Genomic DNA, 20,994 nt, shown 5'->3' on the forward strand with positions numbered 1-20,994 from the left:
TGCAAAAGCCCAAAACTTTGTTATAATTATCGCCCACAACGTTCGGTGATTTATCACTGATAATTGTAGACGGTGACGTGGGTGAGTGGCTGAAACCACATCCCTGCTAAGGATGCATACGGGAAACTGTATCGAGGGTTCGAATCCCTCCGTCACCGCCATTTATTTTTTAAGCCATTAAAAATTTAAAAAATAAATAAAAAATCGCTTGACATACTAAAATTATCTAGTATAATAGCCGACCATCAAGACAACAGCAAATAATCTTGATAACACATGCACCCGTAGCTCAGTTGGATAGAGCACTTGGCTACGAACTAAGGGGTCGGGAGTTCGAATCTCTCCGGGTGCGCCATATTAAAGAATCATCAAAATCTTAAGGTTTTGATGATTTTTTTTGCCTATTTTTTGCATGATTTTTGGGTGGTTCTTTGGGCGGTTTTGTCACTAGGTAAACCTATCAAATCATGATAAAATAAGCAAAAAATTTTGATGATAACGCCATGACCAAGTCTATAAAGCCCACCAAAGCTCCAAAAATCGCCACACAACGTGATGAGCCTGTTGTCATTGCATCGCCAATGGCGCGATTGATGACCATGCTGTATGATGGGATGCTGATTTTGGCGATGCTTTTTTTGGTTGGGTTGATTTTATCGGTGGTGGGCACGATGATGTTCGTGGATGTCGGCGCCACTGCCCAAGATGCCAAGGAGCTGCCCAAATGGTATCAAAATGGTGTGATGACGCCTGCATTTGTGCTGACGCTTGTGGGATTTTATGGCATATTTTGGCGAAAATCGGGTCAGACTCTGGGCATGCAGACATGGCGACTAAAAACCGTCAATGCAGATGGGTATCTTCTGACTTGGGGTGATAGTTTTAAGCGCATCATTGGCGCGTGCCTGTTGCCTTTGCTTTGTGCTTTGGTTGGTGCACTCATTCATGGTTCGCGCTTGGCGGTATTGTTTAGTGCGTTTGTCGGTTTGTTATTCAATTATGCGTTTTGCTGGTTCAACCGTCGTGGTTTGGCCGCGCACGATATTCTGTCGAATACCATGACCCTAAAAGTGCCAAAATACGAACATGAAGGCATTTTCTCATCACTAAAAAAGAAAACTAAAAATTAATCTAACACATAAAAAAGGGCGTTTTTGCCCTTTTTTATGTTAAGCACTAAATTACCTTCGAGAAGCGGTTGGCGTGTTTTTTGGCAAGGTATTCATCAAATACCATGGCAACGCTACGCCCCAAGATACGACCCTTGGGTAGAATCTGTACGCCCGTGTCGTTGATGCTCACCAGTCCGTCTGCTTGCATGTCATCTAGCTTCGCCAGCTCATCTTTAAAATAAGCTTTGGCATCGATGTCAAATCTGTCGCTAACGTCCTTGAAGTCCAATCGGTCGTGGCACAACAGATTCATGATGACATAGCGGCGCAGCTCATCCTTAGGATCAGATTCAATGTGCTTAACCGCAGGCAGGGAGCCATCATCAATCATGCGCTTATATTCGTTCAGGTCGGTGTGATTTTGTAAGATGTGGCGGCCAATCTGACTGATGGACGACACCCCAACCCCAAGCAAATCACACTCGCCAAGCGTCGCATAACCCTGAAAATTGCGGTGTAATTTACCGCTGCGCTGAGCAATCGCCATCTCGTCATCAGGACGCGCGAAATGATCGATGCCGACGTATTGATAGCCTGCTTGGGTGAGTGCATTGATGATGTTGCCGAACATGGTTAGTTTGTCAGCGGGGCTGGGCAGGTCTTCTGCCTTGATGCGACGCTGCGCGGTGAAGCGCTCTGGTAGATGAGCATAATTAAACACTGACAATCTGTCAGGCGCGATGTCGATGATACGCGCCACCGTGTCCGCCATGCTCGCCACCGTCTGATGTGGCAGACCATAGATTAAGTCAATATTAATAGATCTAAAGCCCAGCTTGCGCGCATCTATCATCACCTGTCTGATCATCGTTTCAGGCTGTACGCGGTTTACAGCGATCTGAACTTTCTCTTCTAAATCCTGCACGCCAAAGCTAAGACGATTAAAGCCAAGCTTGCGCAGAACGGCTAAGGTGTTTGGTCTCAATTCGCGCGGGTCAATTTCTATAGAATAATCACCATCGGCGGCGAATTGGAATTCTGATTGTAAAAAATTCCATAGCTGTGCTAATTCGTCATCGCTAAAAAAAGTTGGCGTGCCACCGCCCAGATGAAGCTGTTTAACGATGGGTGTGCCACGAAGCAGGGATTTTTTGTGTTTAACTTCACGAATGAGGTAATCCAGATAGTCACCAGCATCGCTATTCTTCTTAGTGATGATCTTATTGCAGCCACAGTAGTAGCAAAGATGACGACAGAATGGTACATGAAAATACAGCGACAGAGGTTTGCTCTCATCCCATTGATTTAAGATGGTGTGCTCCATGCCCTCAGCGATGGGCGTAAATTCAAGCGCGGTGGGATATGAGGTGTAGCGAGGACCTTGGCGGTTGTATTTGTGAATGAGTTGTTCATCGAAGCGAACACCGCTAAAATGTAGCGGCTCTGGATTGGCATAAGGATTCATAATGCACCTTGGCGACGGCTAACAGGTTTGGGATATTATACCTGTTGTGTGTAAAATTTGCCAATCAGCCACTTGGTGTATCTAGGATGTTTGCTAAATTTATCATGTGATGATGACTTTTGCATGTCATCCCAAAACAAATGAACCGCCCAAATGAGCGGTTCATTTATGGGTCGGTCATTGGTTTATGCACCCAAGGCGCTCATGGCAAGCCAAGCGCTATAACCGACAAAGCAAGTGATGAAGCCGACACCAACCCCGCGCCCTAGTTTGCCATTGCCTTTTAGGGCGAATGCGCACAGAAGGAGAAGTGCAGCGGTAATGGCACACATCACCATGACATCGCGGTTAAGTACTTCAGCTGCGACCACCACGGGTTCAATGGCGGCAGCGATACCTACGACAGCCAACGTGTTAAATAGGTTCGAGCCAAGCACGTTGCCCAAAGCCAGATCAAATTCACCACGATGAGCGGCGATGATGGAAGAGACTAACTCAGGCAGGCTGGTACCGATGGCAACGATGGTAAGCCCAATGATTAAGTCCGACAGACCCCACAGTGTGGCAAGTTCAACTGCGCCCCACACGATCAGACGTGAGCTACCAATCATGACGAACAGCCCAACGATCAATCTAAATAGCGACTTACCGACATGCACTTCATCAGGATCAGGCAGTTCATTATCTTCTTCCGCCTCTTCCTCTGCTTCCTCGTAGGCGGCGAGTATCGAGCTTTCTTTGGCGGCTTTGGCGTATGTCTTGGCGACGTAGATCTGAGTAGCAATATTAACGAACATGACCGCCAATAAGATAATCGCGTCCAATCTGCTAAACTGCCCGTCCAGCATCAGCACGACGCTGAGAATGGTTGCACCGATTAGCCAAGGGAAGTCAAGTTTTAGAGCGTCTTTTTGAATGGCGATGGGTGCGATGAGTGCTGTCACACCAAGCACAAGCGTGATGTTCACGATGTTTGAGCCATAGGCATTGCCCAATGCGATGCCAGGGCTGCCTGACAATGCTGACAGTGCTGAGACAACCATCTCGGGTGCTGACGTGCCCACGCCGATGATGAGCGCACCGATGAGCATTTTAGGCATGTGGTATTTGGTGGCGATGCCAACCGCGCCATCAATGAATGCATCGGCGCTAAAGATAAGCAGTACTAAGCCCAGAGCGACCGCCAATAAAGAAAGTATCATAAAAATTCCAAAAATCAATCAAAATATCAGCTGATGCCGCAGTGGGATTAGCTAAGTTTAAATCCGTTGATGGCGTTTCTTGCCTTGTCGAAGTCGCCTGCCATGATGAGATTAAGATTATCCAAGGCGCAGTCTAGTGCCTTATCAATGTTGATACCATCATCGCTGCTTGGCTTAGACAGCACCCAGCCGCTGACTTTGCTGGCGTGACCAGGGTGCCCGATGCCGATACGCAGGCGATGAAAATCTGCACCGATGTGGGGCAAGATGTCTCTTAGACCATTATGTCCGCCATGCCCGCCACCTGTCTTTAGGCGAATACTGCCAGGCGCGATATCAAGTTCATCATGCGCGATGAGAATCTCGGTGGGCGCGATGTTATAAAACTTCGCCAAAGGAACAACCGCAAGCCCTGAGCGGTTCATGAACGTATCGGGCTTTAGTAGGCGAACGTCTTGACCAAAGATCGTACCGCGACCCACATCGCCATGGAATTTCTTGTCATGACTTAGGCTGATGCCGAATTGCTCGCTGATTTTATCAACAAACCAAAAGCCCGTATTATGGCGCGTGTCTTTATATTCGTTACCGGGATTGCCAAGTCCTACAATGAGTTTGATGGTCATGTTGATTGATACTGGTGAAAATTGATGGTTATTATAGTCAATTTTTATTCAAATAGAAAGAAAAGGACAAAAAAGCCAGTAACGGTTTACTGGCTTTTGAGAGATGATCATAAAAAACATTATTCTTGATCTTCTGCGTCAGCACCGCTCTCTTTGGTTGCTTCTTCTGCGTCAGCTTCTTCAGTTGACTCTTTAACTTCTTCAACGGTTGGTGCTTGCATGCTGACAATCGCATTTTCCAGTTCGCTGTCGTCTTGCAATACCAAGCTTAGACCTTGAGGTAGTGTCACATCGCCCAAGCGGATGTTATCACCCACTTCCAGTTTGGCAACATCAATCTCGATGAATTCAGGCAAATTGCGTGGCAAGCAAGTCACTTGAATGTCATTGACAAGCTGAGTAAGAACACCGCCAGTTTTCTTACCAGCTGATTCTTCTTCATTGATGACACGCACAGGCACGCTAAAGTTCATTTCTTGACCACGAACGATGCGTTGGAAATCGGCGTGTAGTGGGAAGCCTTTTGATGGGTGGCGTTGTAGTGCTTTGATGATGACTTCTTGTTTTGTGCCATCTAGCTCAATGCCGATGATGCTAGAAAAAAACGCATCTTCTGAAATGGCTTTAACCAACTCGTTGGTCTTGACACAGATAGAAACCGCTTCACTTTCACCGCCATAGATGATGGCAGGGATTAGGTTTTCTTTACGCAGGCGGCGGCTCGCACCTTTGCCCTGCTCTTCTGCAGAACGTGCTACAGCATTTAGAGTATAGCTCATGATGATTCCTTAAAGTGGAAAGTAAAAATAAATTCAGACTTGCGACCAGTCTGTCATTTCCTATTGCTTAGCATTAGAAAATTAGCGGATAATTATACTAAAAATTCACCAAAGTAGCAAAGGATTTTGGTGTGTTTAAGGTAATAGGCGCTTAAAAAATTGTTCAAATACACAAAATTTTGCATATTTTAGGCTTATTTTTCATTAATTGAGATGAATTCTCAATTAATACTATAACTTTAGTAGCATTTTGTTATATAATAGACACGTTTGTTACAAAACGTTATGCCATCATTCGATTATTTAATAAATCATTGTAATGATTTAAGATGGCGCTGATAATTTTTATTTTTTGAAGGAGAGTCCCATGAGTTCGGTGGCGACTGGTGTATGGATTTCTTTGGCGATTTATTTTATGTTGATGATTGCCATCGGGGTGTACGCCTATTTTAAACAACAAAACAACGTCGAGGGCTACATGCTTGGCGGTCGTCAATTAAGCCCTGCGGTAGCAGCATTGTCAGCAGGCGCATCTGACATGTCAGGTTGGCTGATCTTGGGTCTGCCTGGTTATATGTATGCTTCGGGCATCGTAAGTCTGTGGATCGCTGTCGGTCTGACACTGGGTGCGTTCGTGAACTATTTACTGGTGGCGCCGCGTCTGCGTGTATTTACTGAGATTGCAGATAATGCATTGACTCTGCCTGACTATTTCTCAAACCGCTTTAATGACACGTCTCATCTGCTGCGCATCATGTCAGCAGTGGTAATCATTGTGTTCTTTACCGTCTATACTGCAGCAAGTCTGGTCGGCGGTGGTAAGTTGTTTGAAAGCTCGCTGGGGATGTCATACGATCTGGGAATCTGGCTAACAGCAGGTGTGGTTGTGGCTTATACGCTGTTCGGTGGCTTCTTGGCGGTGTCTTTGACCGACTTCGTGCAAGGTGTGATCATGCTGGTTGCGATGCTGCTTGTGCCGATCGTAGCATTTAGTGAGATTGGCGGTCTGTCAGCAGGCATCGAAGTGGCACGCTCTGTGAATCCAGAGCTATTTAATATCATGAGTGGCGTGACTGTTATGGGTGCGATTTCGCTGGCGGCATGGGGTCTAGGTTACTTCGGTCAGCCGCACATCATTGTGCGCTTCATGGCAATCCGCTCGGTAAAAGACGTACCAACTGCTCGTAATATCGGCATGAGCTGGATGATAGTCAGCTTGATCGGCGCGCTGATGGTTGGTCTGTCTGGCGTTGCTTACATTCATAATCACAACATGGAGCTGGCTGATCCAGAGACGATTTTCTTGGTGTTCTCACAGCTACTATTCCATCCTTTGATCTCAGGTTTCTTGCTTGCGGCGATTTTGGCGGCGATCATGAGTACCATCTCAAGTCAGCTATTGGTAGCATCAAGTTCATTGACGCGTGACATCTATAAGCTGTTCTTGGATAAAGATGCATCAGAAGCTCGTCAAGTTCTGGTGGGTCGTATCTGTGTTGTGGCGGTTGCGCTACTTGCCATCTTCATCGCAGGCAACAAAGACAGCTCTGTACTAAAACTGGTCTCGCACGCGTGGGCAGGTTTCGGTGCTGCATTTGGTCCGTTGGTACTGCTTAGCCTAATGTGGAAGCGCATGAACCGTAACGGTGCTTTGGCGGGTATGATCGTTGGTGCGTTAACGGTCATCGTATGGGTATATGGTGGCTTTGAGATCAATGGTCAGCCTGCTAATGATGCGATCTACTCGATCATGCCGGGCTTCCTATTAAGTGCGATTACAACTGTCGTGGTGAGTCTGATGACCGCACCACCAAAAGGCTTTATTGTAGAGCGCTTTGAAAAGATGGAACAAGGTTTAAAATAAAACCTGCTACCGTCAAAAAACACCGTCAATAGGCGGTGTTTTTTTATTGCTGTGCATTAAGCGCACATAATAAAGCCCACCATAGGCGGGCTTTAATGGTCAAACGTTATCTAATCATACATCGTAGTCGAACAGGGCGCTGATAGATTCTTCGTTATTGATACGACGCAGACTTTCTGCCAGTAGTGAAGCAATGCTTACTTGGCGAATTTTTGGGCAAGTCTTGGCATTTTCTGACAATGGAATGGTGTCAGTCACCACGATCTCATCTAGGGCAGAATTGCTGATGTTGTCGATTGCCTTGCCTGATAGGACAGGGTGGGTGATGTAGCCCACCACGCGACGTGCGCCGTTGTCTTTTAGGGCTTGAGCGGCTTTGCACAGCGTGCCTGCAGTATCCACGATATCATCAATGATGACACAATCACGACCATCGACATCGCCGATGATGTGCATCACTTGAGATTCGTTCGCACGAGCGCGACGCTTGTCGATGATGGCAAGGTCAGCATCGCCAAGTAGCTTTGCCATTGCGCGTGCACGCACCACGCCACCTACGTCAGGTGATACCACCATTAGGTTGTCGTAGTTTTGTTGTTTTAGGTCGCTTAGTAGAACAGGGGTGCCGTATAGGTTATCGACAGGTACGTCGAAGAAGCCTTGGATTTGGTCGGCGTGCAGATCCACGACCATCACGCGGTCGATGCCTGAGATTGATAGCATGTCTGCCACGACTTTGGCAGAGATTGGCACACGAGCTGAACGTGGGCGACGGTCTTGGCGAGCATAGCCAAAATATGGAATCACTGCTGTGATACGACCTGCACTAGAGCGACGAAGCGCATCAGCAAGCAGTACCACTTCCATCAAGTTATCATTGGTCGGTACGCAAGTAGGCTGTAGGATGAATACGTCCTTGCCGCGCACATTTTCTTTGATTTCAATGGCGATTTCCCCATCAGAAAAGCGCGTGATGTCGGCTTTGCTTAGTGGGATATGTAGATGGTCGGCGACAGTCTGGGCAAGCTGTGGATTAGCACTACCTGAGAAGATGGCCATATATGACATACGTGGTTCCTATAAAATGGCTAAAAGAATAGAACGTGCATATTTTAGCATTTTTTGCGGAAATTTTGCAGGTTTTTGGCGATTTTTCTTGTAACTGCTTTGGAGGTTCGGACGGAATTATATAACAAAAAAGCCAATTCCGAAGAACTGGCTTGATTGCTCATGTTAGCAAGCTAACTGAATATGGCAGAGGTAGCTGGACTCGAACCAACGAATGTCAGGATCAAAACCTGATGCCTTACCAACTTGGCGATACCCCTAGAAAGTTTTAAAAAAAAACTTTAAAAAATGGCAGAGGCGGCTGGACTCGAACCAACGAATGTCAGGATCAAAACCTGATGCCTTACCAACTTGGCGACGCCCCTATATAGGCGGATAATTATACCGAATTTTTTGGAAGATGCAAGCGTTTTTTATAAAAAATTTAAAAATTTTCAATCTTTTAAAAAACACCCGCAGTCAGCCCTGCGTGCCATATAGACTATGGCAAGTAATGGCACGACAAGGTGCGCCCTGTCGCCATCTGGTGGCGTGATCCAAATCTTCTGTGCTGAGTGGTAAAAAAACAGCGCTGCCCGTGCCTGTCATGCGCGGCGTTGATTGGCTGGGTAGACTGTGTAGATAATCTAGCGCGTCTTTGACAGATGGGCTATCTTCGGCAGCGATGGCTTCAAAGCAATTATGAAAAGGTGCGATTAATGATCTTTCAAAACTTGCTTGTTTGGACTCAAGCCCATCCATCAAGGGTGAGTCTTTGCTAAGCTTAGCATGCTTAAAAAAATGCGCGGTGGCAAGGTGCGCATCAGGCATAAGCAAAAGATAAGCCCGTGATGGCAGGGTGATGGACGATAATATCTCGCCAATGCCTGTGGCGATGGCATCCGAGCGATGTGCATGCGCAAAAATAAAAAATGGCACGTCTGCGCCCAGGCTTGCACCGACATCAATCAGTTCTTTGGTGGATAGGTCCAGCTGCCAAAGTTTATTTAAAGCGATGAGTGTGGCGGCGCAGTTCGATGAGCCACCGCCAAGCCCTGCGCCTGTGGGGATGTGTTTGTCTAGGGTGATTGTTATGGGTGTTGTGCGCTCAGGATGTATCTTGGCGAGGGCATGAGCTGCCTTAACGATGAGGTTGTCATCAAGACTTGAGGTTAGGTGATCAGCGCCTAAGAGCGTAACCAGCTGATCACCATCTGTGGGTTTAATCTCAAGATAATCGCCAAAATCAAGTGCGCGAAACACACTTTGTAAGTCATGATAACCATCTGTGCGCACGCCTGTGATGTGCAAGAACAGATTGATTTTAGCAGGTGAAAAAATACGCATCATTGCATATGAGCCATCGTCATCACCACGCGATGACCATCGGTGTGAGTGATGCGTAGACGGTTTGGCGTGCTGCCTTTATATTCAAAATTCGCTGTCCAGTCGCCATTGGTCGCGCTAAGCAGACGTCCTGTACCATCGCGGCTGTGCTCGCTGTCGCTAGGAGCAGCGCGCCCAACGATCCAATAAGGCAGCTGACTGATCGGCGCTTGCCAACCTGTGGCGCGCAGCAGCAGCTCTTCTGGGGTTGATGCACTGATCTCGCCTGTGCGTTCACTGGTCAGCGTGGCAGTTCTGCCATCAAAACTGATCGATGTAGCACCAATACCAAGCGCGCCTGTCAGGTCAATGGCGAAACGTTCAGCATCCTGCGCCCAAGCATAAAATGCGGTACCGGATTGATTACCTTCAGTAGATACGCTGGTGATGCCAATCTTACCGCTAATGCTAAATTTAATCGGTGCACTGACGGTCTGAGTCGGTGTAGGTTGTGTCTTTGGCAGTGTTTGACAGCCGGCTAATGCAGCAACTGCAGTGGTGGCAAGAAGAATTTTGGTATTCATGGCAATCCTTGTGGGGTTAATAGCTTTGAGTTTCGGTGCTGGTTGGCGCTTCACTGTCTTGATTCAAATTATACTTGTTCTGAAGCTCTGTGAGTAGTCGCTGTACTGTGTCATCATCACCTAAGCCTTGATAAGCGCGAAGCAGTAAGATGCCAGCATCTAAGTCGAGTGAGACTTCATAGGGTGCTTGTAGTAAGTTGATGATGGTTTTGTAATCCCCTTTGACAAGTGCGTTCTCGCTCAGTACGATCAATGCCTCTAGCTGTAGATCCTTGTCATACAGTGGGTCATCAGCGCGAATAGTACTGATGCTCTGCGCGGTGGCCAGCGCCTGCTCATCATTAGGGTTCTGTATGAGTGCTAACTTTGCTGAGGCGAGCTGATAATTTGGGTTATGCTCATCTAGGCTTAGCAGATGATTGATGGTGAGGCGTTTCTCGGTATCATCCAGATCATCTTCTAACAGCTGATAACTGGTAAACAGCAGCCTGTCATCGTCAGGGTATTGACGATTGGCGGTCATAAGTATGTCTCTGGCAGACTGAATATCGCCTTGGCGCAGGTGAATTTCGGCTTGCAGAATATAACTGTCGGCAGCATAGATTTCGTATTCGTCGCGCAGGCGCACCAAGGTGGACATCGCGGCTGAGACATTATTATCAAGCAGGTAGAATCCTACGACCTTGGTGCGTGCGTCCAGAACAAAGTCGTCATTTTTTACACGTTCATAATGGTATCTGGCGCGCGCCAAATCGCCCAATCTCTCATTAGCAATGCCTAGATAATAGTGCGCCTGACTGGCAAAGTCAGTATTTTTGGTGAGCGGGGTTAATAATTCTACCGCCTTTTGATATTCGCCAATATCAATCCCAACCAAGCCCGACAATAGTATCACATCGGGGTCTTGGGTGTTTTTGTGCGCAGTCAATAGAAGTTGCCATGCGTCTTTTAGGTTACCCATATTGATGAAATGGCGAATTTCATAGAGATATAAGGAAGTCTCTTTGGGTAGTAGGCGGCGCTTGGCGTGTAAGAATTTCCACAGCTCATCCATGCGATTCGCGGCGCTTAGAATGTCTAGCTTTAGGTTGATGAATGCAAGATTCTTGGGTTCGGCTTTTAGCGCATCGTTGATGTACAGTAGTGATGCATCATATTCATCTAAGCGCATGAGCAGACCTGCGCGCAGTACCGCAACCGATGCATTGATGCTGTCGATGTTCTGTAGTGCGTAGAATAATTCGCGCTGATCGACAGGATTGTTCGGGAAAATACTGCCAAAAATCAGTGACAGATCCGCCTTGGAATCATATTCCAATATCATCGCGAGCATCTGCACCGCTTGATTGTAGTCGCGCGCTTTTAATGCCAGATGTGTGACGTAGAACCATGCAGGGGTGTGATCTGGGTTTTTGGCTTGCCATGCGGTAGCAAAAGCAAGTGACTCAGCAGGCGTGTCGTATTCGATAGATAGGCTAAGCGCACGCTCAAAGACAGCCGTCGCATTCTGCTTAAAAGACTCTGCCTTATAGATGGCAAGTGCCGTCTCGACATCACCACGATCAGCTGAGAATTCAGCGGATAACAGCGCATATAAATCAGGCGCACCAAGCATCGGCTCGCTGTCGTCAGCCAGTAGCGTGTCACCAAATAGAACGCTGGGCAGATCGGCAGCGTTTGGCTCGTAATGCTCATCATTACCATCATCAGCAAGCTGTACTGGCTCGTCATCTTCGGCGATATCAGAGTGGGTGTCTTGGGTGATTGGGTGTTTATTGTCTTCGTTGCTTTTATAGAAAGGGAGTATTATCTTTAATAATGGGTCAAATACGCCTGCCTGCGCAGAATGCATGTGCGACATCAATAGGGCAAAGCATAGAAATAACGCCAGTCGTTTTTTGTTGGTTTTTTTGGCGTGCATGACACCTAAAGAGGACGCAGGGCGACTCTTTTTGGTGGGGTGTTTGCAAGTCCAAAATAAAATGTTCATAAACAGCGTTTTTCACCCCGATGGGCAACAAAAATAATGAATAACTGACTTATTATAAAAGGATTTTTAATAAGTTCAAGCCCTTAGGTGTTATTGCGTTGTTTTTTCGCTAAGTGGATGCTTTTGTTGGTAATCTTGTCACAAATTATCCAAAAGCTGTTATAATAGACAATTTATGATTAATTTTTGATAATTTAAATCAATAACATTCATCAAAAATCCAGCTTTTTTAGAGTTGTAATGAAATTAGCCGTCGTCGGAGTCAATCACAAAACCGCGCCCGTCGAGCTTCGTGAGAAGTTATCGTTCGGGCAGGATTTGTCGTGCGCCATTGATGAGTTAAAGGCGATTACGGACGGCTCTGTCATCGTCTCAACCTGTAACCGCAGTGAGATATACGTCAAGCTGCCAGATGATGCCGTGTATGATGACGAGCTTGAGATTAGTGATGCAGCCCAGAGAGTTCGAGCTTGGCTTGCACAGTTTAAGGGTCTGAATCTTGACGACATTGCGCCATTTCTATACATCTATGAAGACAATCGTGCGCTGAATCACTGGTTACGTGTCGCGGCTGGGCTAGATTCGATGATTCTGGGCGAACCACAGATTCTAGGGCAGATTCGCCAAGCGGTCGCTCAGTCGCGAGAATCTGGCGGCATGGGGCGCGGGTTTGATTGGCTGACTCAGCAGGTATTTGCTGCAGCGCGTGCGGTGCGCCGAGATACCAAAGTGGGTGCGCAGGCGGTGACGCTTGGCTTTGCCACTGCCAAGCTGGTTACGCAGATTTTTGATGAGCCAAGCCGCTTAACCTTCATATTGGTGGCGGCAGGCGAGATGAATCGATTAGTTGCGCATAATGTCGCTGCGCTTGGCATGGGGCGCATCATCATCGCCAACCGCAGTAAAGAGCGTGCTGAGAACTTAGCAGCAGAGCTGCATGAGATGGCAAAAGCGGCCAATCGCAGTGTGCAGATTGACCTTGTGCCACTGACTGAATTGGGTGTGCACATCGCTGATGCAGACGTGATCAGTAGCTGTAGCGGTAGCATGGATGCGCTCATCACACATGGCATGGTAAAGGCGGCGCTAAAAGCCCGCCGACATCGTCCCATGCTAATGGTTGATTTGGCGGTGCCAAGAGACATTGAGCCGAGTGTAGGCTTGTTTGATGATGTTTATCTATATTCGGTGGACGACCTGCAACACGTCATCGCAGGCAATCTAGAAGAACGAAAACAAGCCGCCATCGAGGCTGAACTGATGGTCAGTCAGCTGGTGCTAGATATTGAGCATCAGATGCAGGTGCAGACCGCTCACACTCAGATTACCGCCTATCGACAAACCGCCGAAAACCATAAAGAGCGCTTACTAAATACCGCCTTAGCTCGCCTATCTGATGGCGATGATGCTGCCGAGGTCGTCAAAGAGCTTGCTCGCACGCTGACGCAGACACTGACCCACGCACCCTCTAAGCTAATCCGCCACACTGCCCAAAACAGCGAAGCTGATGTGCTTGAGATGGTGACGCACGCCCTAAATCACGCTTATCGCGACTAGCATCCTTTACTTTCTCCTCGATTCTGCCAATTATCACGAAGCTCAAGCATTTAGTGTGCTTGGCAGTTGATTTTTGCGCCTAAGATTGGTACATTGATGCAAAAGTTTGGTGAAACCAAGGAGAAAATTATGCCTGCTTTGAGAGATGATATCGATCCTAATGGACTTTTGGAATATTCAGTGGTCTATACCGACCGCGCACTGAATCACATGTCAAAGGTATTCCAAGAAGTCATGCGTGACTTATCCGTAGAATTAAAATCACTATATAATGCCGATGCAGTCGCCATCGTTCCTGGATCTGGAACGTCTGGCATGGAGTCTGTGGCGCGTGCTTTGGCTAAGGATAAGGACTGCCTGATCATCCGAAATGGTTGGTTTAGCTACCGCTGGACGCAGATTTTGGATGCAACAGGCGTGGCTAAGTCAAGCGAAGTATTCTGTGCAAGCCACACCAATGACGAAAAAGCCGTATTTGCCCCTGCTGATATCGAGGCGGTGACAACAGCGATCCGCAACCAAAAACCTGCCGTGGTGTTTGCTCCGCACGTCGAGACAGCCTCTGGCATGATGCTAAGTGATGAGTATATCCGCGCACTAGGTGAGGCGGTGCACGAGGTGGGCGGACTTTTGGTGATTGACTGCATCGCCTCAGGCTGCATCTGGCTTGACATGAAGGCGGTGGGCATCGATGTGCTGATCAGCGCACCACAAAAGGGTCTATCTAGTACCCCGTGCGCTGGTCTTGTGATGATGTCTGAAGATGCTCGTGAAGCGGTACTAACCAGCACGCCAAGCAGTTTTGCGCTGGATCTAAAAGCATGGCTAAACATCATGACAGCGTACGAAAATGGCGGACATGCCTATTATGCCACCATGCCAACCGATGGACTTAAGCAGCTTAGAGATGCACTGCTTGAGGCGAAAGCTGTTGGCTATGATAAGCTAAAATCTGCACAAGTTGAACTTGGTAAAGGCATCTTGGCGGTTCTAAATGGTAAAGGCATCCAAAGCGTCGCCCATCCTGGCTACCAAGCACGCGGTGTTGTGGTGTGTCATGCGCCAAACGAGGCGATCCATAAAGGCACAGCATTTGCAGAGCAAGGGCTGCAAATCGCTGCTGGTACGCCGCTACAAGTTGGCGAACCTGAGGGTTATCAGAGCTTTAGAATCGGGCTGTTTGGGCTAGATAAGCTAACCGATGTTGATGGTGCGATTACACGATTTAAGGCAGCTGCTGATAAAGTATTTGGCTAATAAAATAACCCCTTGATGATTCAAGGGGTTATTGATTTGGCGGGAGTTTTTTTGCAGGAAAATTGAGTGAGCTGACCTTAAATATATAGCAACTTTTTATTTTTGGGTTTTGGAAATTTGACTACCTTTAAAACAGCCGCTCTTTTGATGTTAGGTGAAACCATAAAAATTATGCTATCATTTAAAACATACCAATCTGAAGATTGTAACCCTTCACATCAATCACCAAGCTTGTGCCAAATACTATGATAAATCTACCTCCCTTGCCATCTTTTGACCCCATCTCCTATAAAGGCTATCTGACTGAATTGAATGCTCAGATTGATCGTCGTATCACAGATTTGGGATTAGGCGCGCTTGATGTGATTGAGGATTATGTTGCACTAAGAACGCAGGCGATGGATCGGGTGCTTGCTCGTATTTTTGATGAGATGTTGTCTGATGAGCTTGGGCTATTTGCCATCGGTGGCTATGGTCGTGGTGAGCTTTTCCTATGCTCTGATGTTGATATTCTGATTCTTGCTGATGACCTTAATTCACACATCAAAGGGATTGAGCAATTCGTGGCAACTCTATGGGACATTGGCATCACCCCCGCCATCAGCGTGCGCGATGTAGCAGATACGGCGATTGCTGTGACCGATCATACGGTTGCGACTGCGCTTTTGGAGGCGCGCCTGATCGCAGGCAACGACGCACTTCGCCATATTCCAACCGAATCGGTAAAAAACGCATGGAGTGCTAAGGCGTTTTTTATCGCCAAAACTGGAGAATCCAAGGCGCGCTACCTTAATCATAACGCCACCGAATACAACTTAGAGCCAAACATCAAATCCGCCCCAGGAACATTAAGAGACTTGCACATTTTGGTGTGGTTGGCGAAGTTTTATTTTGATGATGTCAAAGAGTTAGGCGATTTATCAGGTGTGGGATTTTTGAGTCAAGACGAGCTTAACGCCCTACAAAGCGCCAAAAAATTCCTATGGTGTATTCGCCATCATCTGCACGCTCTGACAGGCCGCTGCGAGGATAGGCTACTGTTCGACCATCAAAAAAACATCGCCAAACGGCTACACCTAATACAAGATGATGCTGATGCAGGCACGCTCACCGCCGCACTTGAGGCGATGATGCGTACCTATTATCGTCACGCGATACAGGTTGCGGCGTTGTCTGAGATGCTGTGCGCCTACTATAACGAAAGTTATCTTGAGCCTGAATATGAAGCGGTCGAGATCGACGAGGATTTTCTCCAAATCACCCAAAACGAAACCCCCATCGATTCTAGCCTACATGTGGACGGCGTGGCAGAAGAGATTCAGATTCGAGATGGTAAAATCACTCGCCAAGATGCTCAGATCTTCGCCAAAGACGACGATATTTTTATCAAAAAACCTGAAAACTTATTACGCATTTTCTTGATTATGGGTCAGCACGGCATCAAAAAAATTGCCGCCAGCACTCTACGCACATTATATCTGTCAAGTCATTTGATTGATGATGCTTATCGCGCTAACCCTAAGCATCGCGCGCTATTTTTGGCAAATTTACAAGAAAATAACTACCTATATCAGCGCTTACGCATCATGAAGAGATATGGCGTATTGGGAGATTATCTACCTGCCTTTGGGCAGATCATGGGGCTAATGCAGTACGATTTATTTCATCGTTATACGGTGGATGCGCATACGCTGCTGCTGATCCGAATTTTGCACCGATTTGGCGATACGACGAATGCAGAATACAGTCAAAAATTCGACTTGGTCAGCGAAGTCTATCAAAAAATCAACCGCAAAGATTTGCTGGTCATCGCGGCATTATTCCATGACATCGCCAAAGGGCGAGGTGGAGACCATAGCCAGCTTGGTGCGCAAGATGTGTATGAATTTGGGCGTTCGCATGGGTTGGGCGATGAAGATATCGAGTTCGTGGCGTGGCTTGTGCGTGAACATCTCACCATGTCGCTAACCGCCCAAAAACAAGATATTTATGACCCTGAAGTCATCGCAAGCTTTGCTGAATTTACAGGCACCATCGCACATCTAAACCATCTGTATGTGCTTACTGTCGCTGACATGAACGCCACGAACAGCCAGCTGTGGAATACGTGGCGCGCCAGCCTTTTAAAGCAGCTGTACATCAGCACGCACCGAGTTCTTAGTCTGGGTGCATCTGCTGCCGAAATGAATGCGGTCATCGCCAATCGCAAGGAAAAAGCCAAGCAATTACTCACGGCTATCTCTACTACTGATATCGATGCGTTATGGCAAGATTTTGGTGATGATTTCTTCTTAAAGCAAAAACACCATGACATCGCATGGCAGACCTCTGAGATACTCGCCAATAAGTCCACATTGGCTGATAACAAGCCCGTCATCGCTCTGCGCGCGCATTCCGACCTTGCGCTGAACGCTGTACAATTATTCATCTGTACCTACGATCAAGACGATTTGTTCGCCGCGACTGTGGGCGTGCTTGATCACATGGGGCTGTCCGTATTGGATGCGACCATCTTGACCGCTGACATCGATGGCAAGCCTGCGGCGCTAGACTCGTATGTCGTCATCGATCGCTACGCCATCCAAGGTGCTGAACGTGATGACATCTTGACCAATGACATCAGGCGGCAGACACTCACTGCCAGGCTAATGCACGCCTTAAAGAGCGGTGAGAGCCAAATCTCTGCACGCAATTTCACCCTAGATGGCCAGCTTAAGCACTTCACTGTGCCCACGCAGGTGCAGTTTAGCGAGGCGACTTCGGTGGCGCGCACAGGTCATCACATGATGTCCTTGATCACCAAGGATAGACCGGCGTTATTGGCGCGCCTTGGGCTGATATTTAGCCGTCTGGGCATCGAGGTGCATGGCGCGCGCATCACCACCTTAGGAGAGCGTGCCGAAGACGTGTTTTATTTAAGTGATAAAGACGGTCAAACGCTAAGCGCTGACAAATTAAATACATTAAAAATTGCTGTGATCGAAGCTTTGGCATGATACAATAGTTAGATTTTTGGTTATTTTGTTCAATTTATCATGAAGTTAGCATACATTCCTTGTCTCATCGCGCTGTGCTGCACAGCTGCGATCGCCCAAGACGCGAAAACCTTCGACCTAACAGAAGAGTTTGTTTCTTGTGAAAGCAGAATCAGCTTGCCAGAAGGTTATCATTTCGCCAAAGAGAGCGAAGACTGTCAATACAACGAAAACCTAACCGTCGTCACCAAAGATGGCAAATATGGCTATGCCAACACCCACGGCAAAATCATCATCGAGCCAACGTTCGATATGGCGGAGAATTTCGATGATGGCATGGCACTCATCAAGCAAGGCAAGCGATACGGCTACATCAATCCCAAGGGCAGAATCGTCATTAAGCCGCAGTTCACTGGCGCTTGGGGGTTTTGGGAAGGTCGAGCCAAGATTGAAAGCAATGGCAAATACGGATTCATCGACAAAAAAGGTAAAGTTGTCATCAAGCCCATCTATACCGATACAGGCGACTGGTTCGAGGGTGGTCTGGTGCGCATAAAAGTAGATGGCAAATGGGGCTTTATCGATAAGAATGGTCAGCAGGTCATCGGACCAACTTATGATGTCGCTGAAGACTTCTCTGAGGGGTTAGCATCCGTTGGCATCAAAGGCGACGACGGCTATAAATATGGTTACATCAACCCCAGAGGTGATCTGGTCATCCAAGCCATCTACGACACACCTGCCAACTTTATCGAGGGAATCGCCTACGTCATCCATGATGACCACGCGCATTACATCGACAAAAACGGCAAAGAAGTCGCCTTTCGCCACTGATGAACAAGCAAAACATGGATACAAAATATAACATTGCATGCATTGCGGTTGATGGTGTTATTTGTTACAATGTTGTCATCTAGGGGATGTTCTGGCTTCGACGCTGGTGATGAAACCTAATGATGCACGTCAAGAGCGTATGCCTCTTGTAAATCAACATACATTTAAAATAGTCGCAAACGACGAAACTTACGCACTAGCAGCCTAAGGGCTACTTGGGTCGGCACAGATTGCCTTTGGTCTGGTTGCTCACCCCGATGCGAACGCACAAAGGATAGCATCTGTTAGCGTTGCGATGACAGGTGCGAAACTCTTAGCAAATCGTCCAATCCACCCTGACTGTCGGGTCGGTGCGGATTAAAGCCAAAGACAGACTCTAAGCGTGTAGAGTCATGGGCGTAGTGCTGGCGGACGCGGGTTCAACTCCCGCCATCTCCACCAATTTTATTATAAAAATTTCAATAAAACCAATCACTTAGGTGATTGGTTTTTTACTTATCGGGTGTATTATGGACACGATCAGCCAGTGGGTGCTCGTCATGATGGACAAGCTGGGTCTGTTTGGTGTGACGTTAATGATGTTCTTGGAGAATGTATTTCCACCCATTCCTAGCGAGCTTGTCATGCCTGCTGCCGGCTTTGCTGCTGCCATGGAACAAATGCATCTCATCGCTGCCATCATCGCAGGCACGTTGGGGTCGGTGCTGGGTGCGCTGCCTTTGTATTATCTGGGCACGATCTTGGATGAGAGACGTCTATATCACTTTGCTGAGAAATACGGCAAATATTTTTTGATAAAGCCCAAAGACGTTACCAGTGCACAGCGATGGTTTGATGAATATGGCAAATCTGTGATTTTCTTTGGACGTATGATCCCCGGCATTCGCTCACTCATCTCCATCCCTGCTGGCATGGCACGCATGCCAATATTGCCATTTTTGACGCTTACTGCTTTAGGTTCTGCAATCTGGACGACGCTACTTGCGTATGCTGGCTATGTGCTGGGCGCCAATTATGAAGCAGTGGCTACATTCATCGAACCCATCAGTAAAATTGTGGTCATCGTTGTGCTAGTGATCGCGGTAATCGTGATAGTCATGCGCGTCAAAAAGGTATTTTTTGCGAAATAATTTTGAATAAAATTTAGGACAAAATCCGAAAGTTTTGTTATAATAGAAAAATTGGAGACGTGGCTGAGTGGTCGAAAGCGCACGCCTGGAAAGTGTGTATACGTTAATAGCGTATCGAGGGTTCGAATCCCTCCGTCTCCGCCAGATTAATAACCCCTTGAATCATCAAGGGGTTATTTTATTGGCCAAATATTTATTAAGAGTGACCGATATTTTTAATAAGAAATTATTAAAACCCCTCCAAATCTCATAATTTCGTGGCTCTTGATTTCCGTCAAATCCGACAATCACGCGTGATTTTGCCATAAATACGCTCGTAATGTGGTGATCCCCACCTGTATCTAATAACTTGCTTGCTGTTCATGGTATTTTGGCTATATATTAATAGGTTGTACTGTTATATCGCTTGATTTGCTGTTTATGGCAATCTATCACCAAATGGACAGAGGTGGAATTATCCATGATAGAAGATCTACAACACCAATTTGTTCACAACAAATCTACATATCCTGATCAGCTTAATTTGCGCTTACATCGCGCACTAAGTTGGCTACAAAAATCACAAGAGACACAAGATGACTTAGACATGCAATTCATCAGCCTGTAGATTAGCTTTAATGTCATCTATGCTAAGGAGATGAGTGAGCGCAGCCCCGATAGAACAAATTTCTTGGAATTTTTAAACCTTATTTGTAGATTGGATTCAAAGGATATTATCTACCATATCATCTGGCAAAAATTCCCTCAAAGTATTCGTGTTATGCGAGACAACCGTTACGTTTTTCAGCCTTTTTGGGATTATCATAATGGTAAGATTAGTGAGGTGGCATGGCTTGAGGATTTTGATAAATCGAACAAAAAAGCCTACCAAGCCTTAGCGGACAAAGATACTCACGCGATACTTATTGTTGTCTTTGATAGGCTTTATACATTGAGAAATCAAATCGTGCACGGAGGTGCAACGTACAACAGCAGAGTCAATCGTAAGCAGCTACAAGATGGCTGTCAGATACTACTGGCCATCATTCCAGCCATTATCCAAATTATTTTGGATAATCCTGCCCACAGCCTAGGCAAACCATTCTACCCTGTGGTGGAGTGAGGTTTTTCCTTAATATTTGATGGTTGATATCAGTTTATAAATAGTTAGGGGTTTGCTAATTTCATTCTTATGATGAAATATGCTTGATGGTTCATCAATAGAAGGTGAGCATTCATGGAGGGATTGTAGAATAATTGTAGAGTA

Annotated in this window: 16 protein-coding genes, 5 tRNA genes and 1 other RNA gene; 12 read left to right on the forward strand and 10 right to left on the reverse strand. The window is 46.8% G+C overall.

Annotated elements, in window-relative coordinates:
* Nucleotides 1-71: 71 nt before the first annotated feature.
* The 3 genes from AAX10_RS00990 (at nt 72) to AAX10_RS01000 (ending at nt 1,130) form a co-directional block, all read left to right on the forward strand.
* A tRNA-Ser gene (locus AAX10_RS00990) sits at nt 72-161 on the forward strand.
* Between the two features lie 117 nt (nt 162-278).
* A tRNA-Arg gene (locus tag AAX10_RS00995) sits at nt 279-355 on the forward strand.
* A 226-nt stretch (nt 356-581) separates the two neighbouring features.
* A complete protein-coding gene (locus AAX10_RS01000; protein ID WP_046699596.1) occupies nt 582-1,130 on the forward strand; it encodes an RDD family protein in 549 nt (182 codons plus the stop codon).
* Nucleotides 1,131-1,176: 46 nt separating this feature from the next.
* Here the strand turns inward: AAX10_RS01000 and hemN are convergent, their stop codons facing one another.
* The 4 genes from hemN to AAX10_RS01020 all read right to left on the reverse strand — a co-directional run bounded on the left by hemN (nt 1,177) and on the right by AAX10_RS01020 (nt 5,187).
* Entirely contained in the window at nt 1,177-2,577 is a 1,401-nt protein-coding gene (gene hemN, locus AAX10_RS01005; RefSeq protein ID WP_046699597.1) for an oxygen-independent coproporphyrinogen III oxidase, read from the reverse strand.
* 185 nt (nt 2,578-2,762) lie between these two features.
* Nucleotides 2,763-3,779, reverse strand: a complete 1,017-nt coding sequence (locus AAX10_RS01010) for a calcium/sodium antiporter (RefSeq protein WP_046699598.1) — start codon at nt 3,777-3,779, stop codon at nt 2,763-2,765.
* Nucleotides 3,780-3,826: 47 nt separating this feature from the next.
* Entirely contained in the window at nt 3,827-4,405 is a 579-nt protein-coding gene (gene pth, locus AAX10_RS01015) for an aminoacyl-tRNA hydrolase (RefSeq protein WP_046699599.1), read from the reverse strand.
* A 119-nt stretch (nt 4,406-4,524) separates the two neighbouring features.
* A complete protein-coding gene (locus AAX10_RS01020; protein ID WP_118873265.1) occupies nt 4,525-5,187 on the reverse strand; it encodes a 50S ribosomal protein L25/general stress protein Ctc in 663 nt (220 codons plus the stop codon).
* A gap of 364 nt (nt 5,188-5,551) precedes the next feature.
* On the opposite strand from AAX10_RS01020, the gene putP reads away from it, so the two are divergent.
* Complete coding sequence (gene putP, locus AAX10_RS01025; RefSeq protein ID WP_046699600.1) at nt 5,552-7,048, forward strand: sodium/proline symporter PutP; 1,497 nt, start codon at nt 5,552-5,554, stop codon at nt 7,046-7,048.
* Nucleotides 7,049-7,162: 114 nt separating this feature from the next.
* On the opposite strand, the gene AAX10_RS01030 is transcribed toward putP, so the two are convergent.
* The 6 genes from AAX10_RS01030 to AAX10_RS01055 form a co-directional block, all read right to left on the reverse strand.
* A complete protein-coding gene (locus tag AAX10_RS01030) occupies nt 7,163-8,116 on the reverse strand; it encodes a ribose-phosphate pyrophosphokinase (RefSeq protein WP_036366655.1) in 954 nt (317 codons plus the stop codon).
* A gap of 184 nt (nt 8,117-8,300) precedes the next feature.
* A tRNA-Gln gene (locus AAX10_RS01035) sits at nt 8,301-8,376 on the reverse strand.
* Nucleotides 8,377-8,405: 29 nt separating this feature from the next.
* Nucleotides 8,406-8,481, reverse strand: a tRNA-Gln gene (locus tag AAX10_RS01040).
* Nucleotides 8,482-8,575: 94 nt separating this feature from the next.
* Nucleotides 8,576-9,445, reverse strand: a complete 870-nt coding sequence (ispE, locus tag AAX10_RS01045) for a 4-(cytidine 5'-diphospho)-2-C-methyl-D-erythritol kinase (protein WP_046699601.1) — start codon at nt 9,443-9,445, stop codon at nt 8,576-8,578.
* On the reverse strand, nt 9,442-10,005 hold the full coding sequence (locus tag AAX10_RS01050) for an outer membrane lipoprotein LolB (RefSeq protein ID WP_046699602.1): 564 nt from the start codon (nt 10,003-10,005) through the stop codon (nt 9,442-9,444). The genes ispE and AAX10_RS01050 overlap by 4 nt, the downstream gene beginning before the upstream one ends.
* A 16-nt stretch (nt 10,006-10,021) precedes the next feature.
* A complete protein-coding gene (locus AAX10_RS01055; protein ID WP_080946964.1) occupies nt 10,022-11,995 on the reverse strand; it encodes a tetratricopeptide repeat protein in 1,974 nt (657 codons plus the stop codon).
* A 240-nt stretch (nt 11,996-12,235) separates the two neighbouring features.
* Here AAX10_RS01055 and hemA point away from each other — a divergent pair, with 240 nt between their 5' ends.
* The 8 genes from hemA (at nt 12,236) to AAX10_RS10225 (ending at nt 20,850) form a co-directional block, all read left to right on the forward strand.
* Nucleotides 12,236-13,552 carry a glutamyl-tRNA reductase gene (gene hemA / locus AAX10_RS01060; RefSeq protein ID WP_036366660.1) on the forward strand — a complete coding sequence of 439 codons (1,317 nt, stop codon included), beginning with the start codon at nt 12,236-12,238 and terminating at the stop codon, nt 13,550-13,552.
* A 129-nt stretch (nt 13,553-13,681) separates the two neighbouring features.
* Nucleotides 13,682-14,809, forward strand: coding sequence for a pyridoxal-phosphate-dependent aminotransferase family protein (locus tag AAX10_RS01065; protein ID WP_036366693.1), 1,128 nt, complete (start codon nt 13,682-13,684; stop codon nt 14,807-14,809).
* A 245-nt stretch (nt 14,810-15,054) separates the two neighbouring features.
* Nucleotides 15,055-17,805, forward strand: a complete 2,751-nt coding sequence (gene glnD / locus AAX10_RS01070; protein ID WP_080946965.1) for a [protein-PII] uridylyltransferase — start codon at nt 15,055-15,057, stop codon at nt 17,803-17,805.
* A gap of 39 nt (nt 17,806-17,844) precedes the next feature.
* Complete coding sequence (locus tag AAX10_RS01075; protein WP_052585405.1) at nt 17,845-18,618, forward strand: WG repeat-containing protein; 774 nt, start codon at nt 17,845-17,847, stop codon at nt 18,616-18,618.
* A gap of 82 nt (nt 18,619-18,700) precedes the next feature.
* Nucleotides 18,701-19,059, forward strand: a transfer-messenger RNA (tmRNA) gene (gene ssrA / locus AAX10_RS01080).
* Nucleotides 19,060-19,127: 68 nt separating this feature from the next.
* Entirely contained in the window at nt 19,128-19,748 is a 621-nt protein-coding gene (locus AAX10_RS01085; RefSeq protein ID WP_036366663.1) for a DedA family protein, read from the forward strand.
* A 53-nt stretch (nt 19,749-19,801) separates the two neighbouring features.
* Nucleotides 19,802-19,892, forward strand: a tRNA-Ser gene (locus AAX10_RS01090).
* A gap of 616 nt (nt 19,893-20,508) precedes the next feature.
* Nucleotides 20,509-20,850, forward strand: a complete 342-nt coding sequence (locus AAX10_RS10225) for a hypothetical protein (protein ID WP_226997785.1) — start codon at nt 20,509-20,511, stop codon at nt 20,848-20,850.
* Nucleotides 20,851-20,994: the final 144 nt, after the last annotated feature.

It is taken from the genome of Moraxella bovoculi, from assembly GCF_000988745.2.
GTDB classification, from domain to species: Bacteria; Pseudomonadota; Gammaproteobacteria; order Pseudomonadales; family Moraxellaceae; genus Moraxella; species Moraxella bovoculi.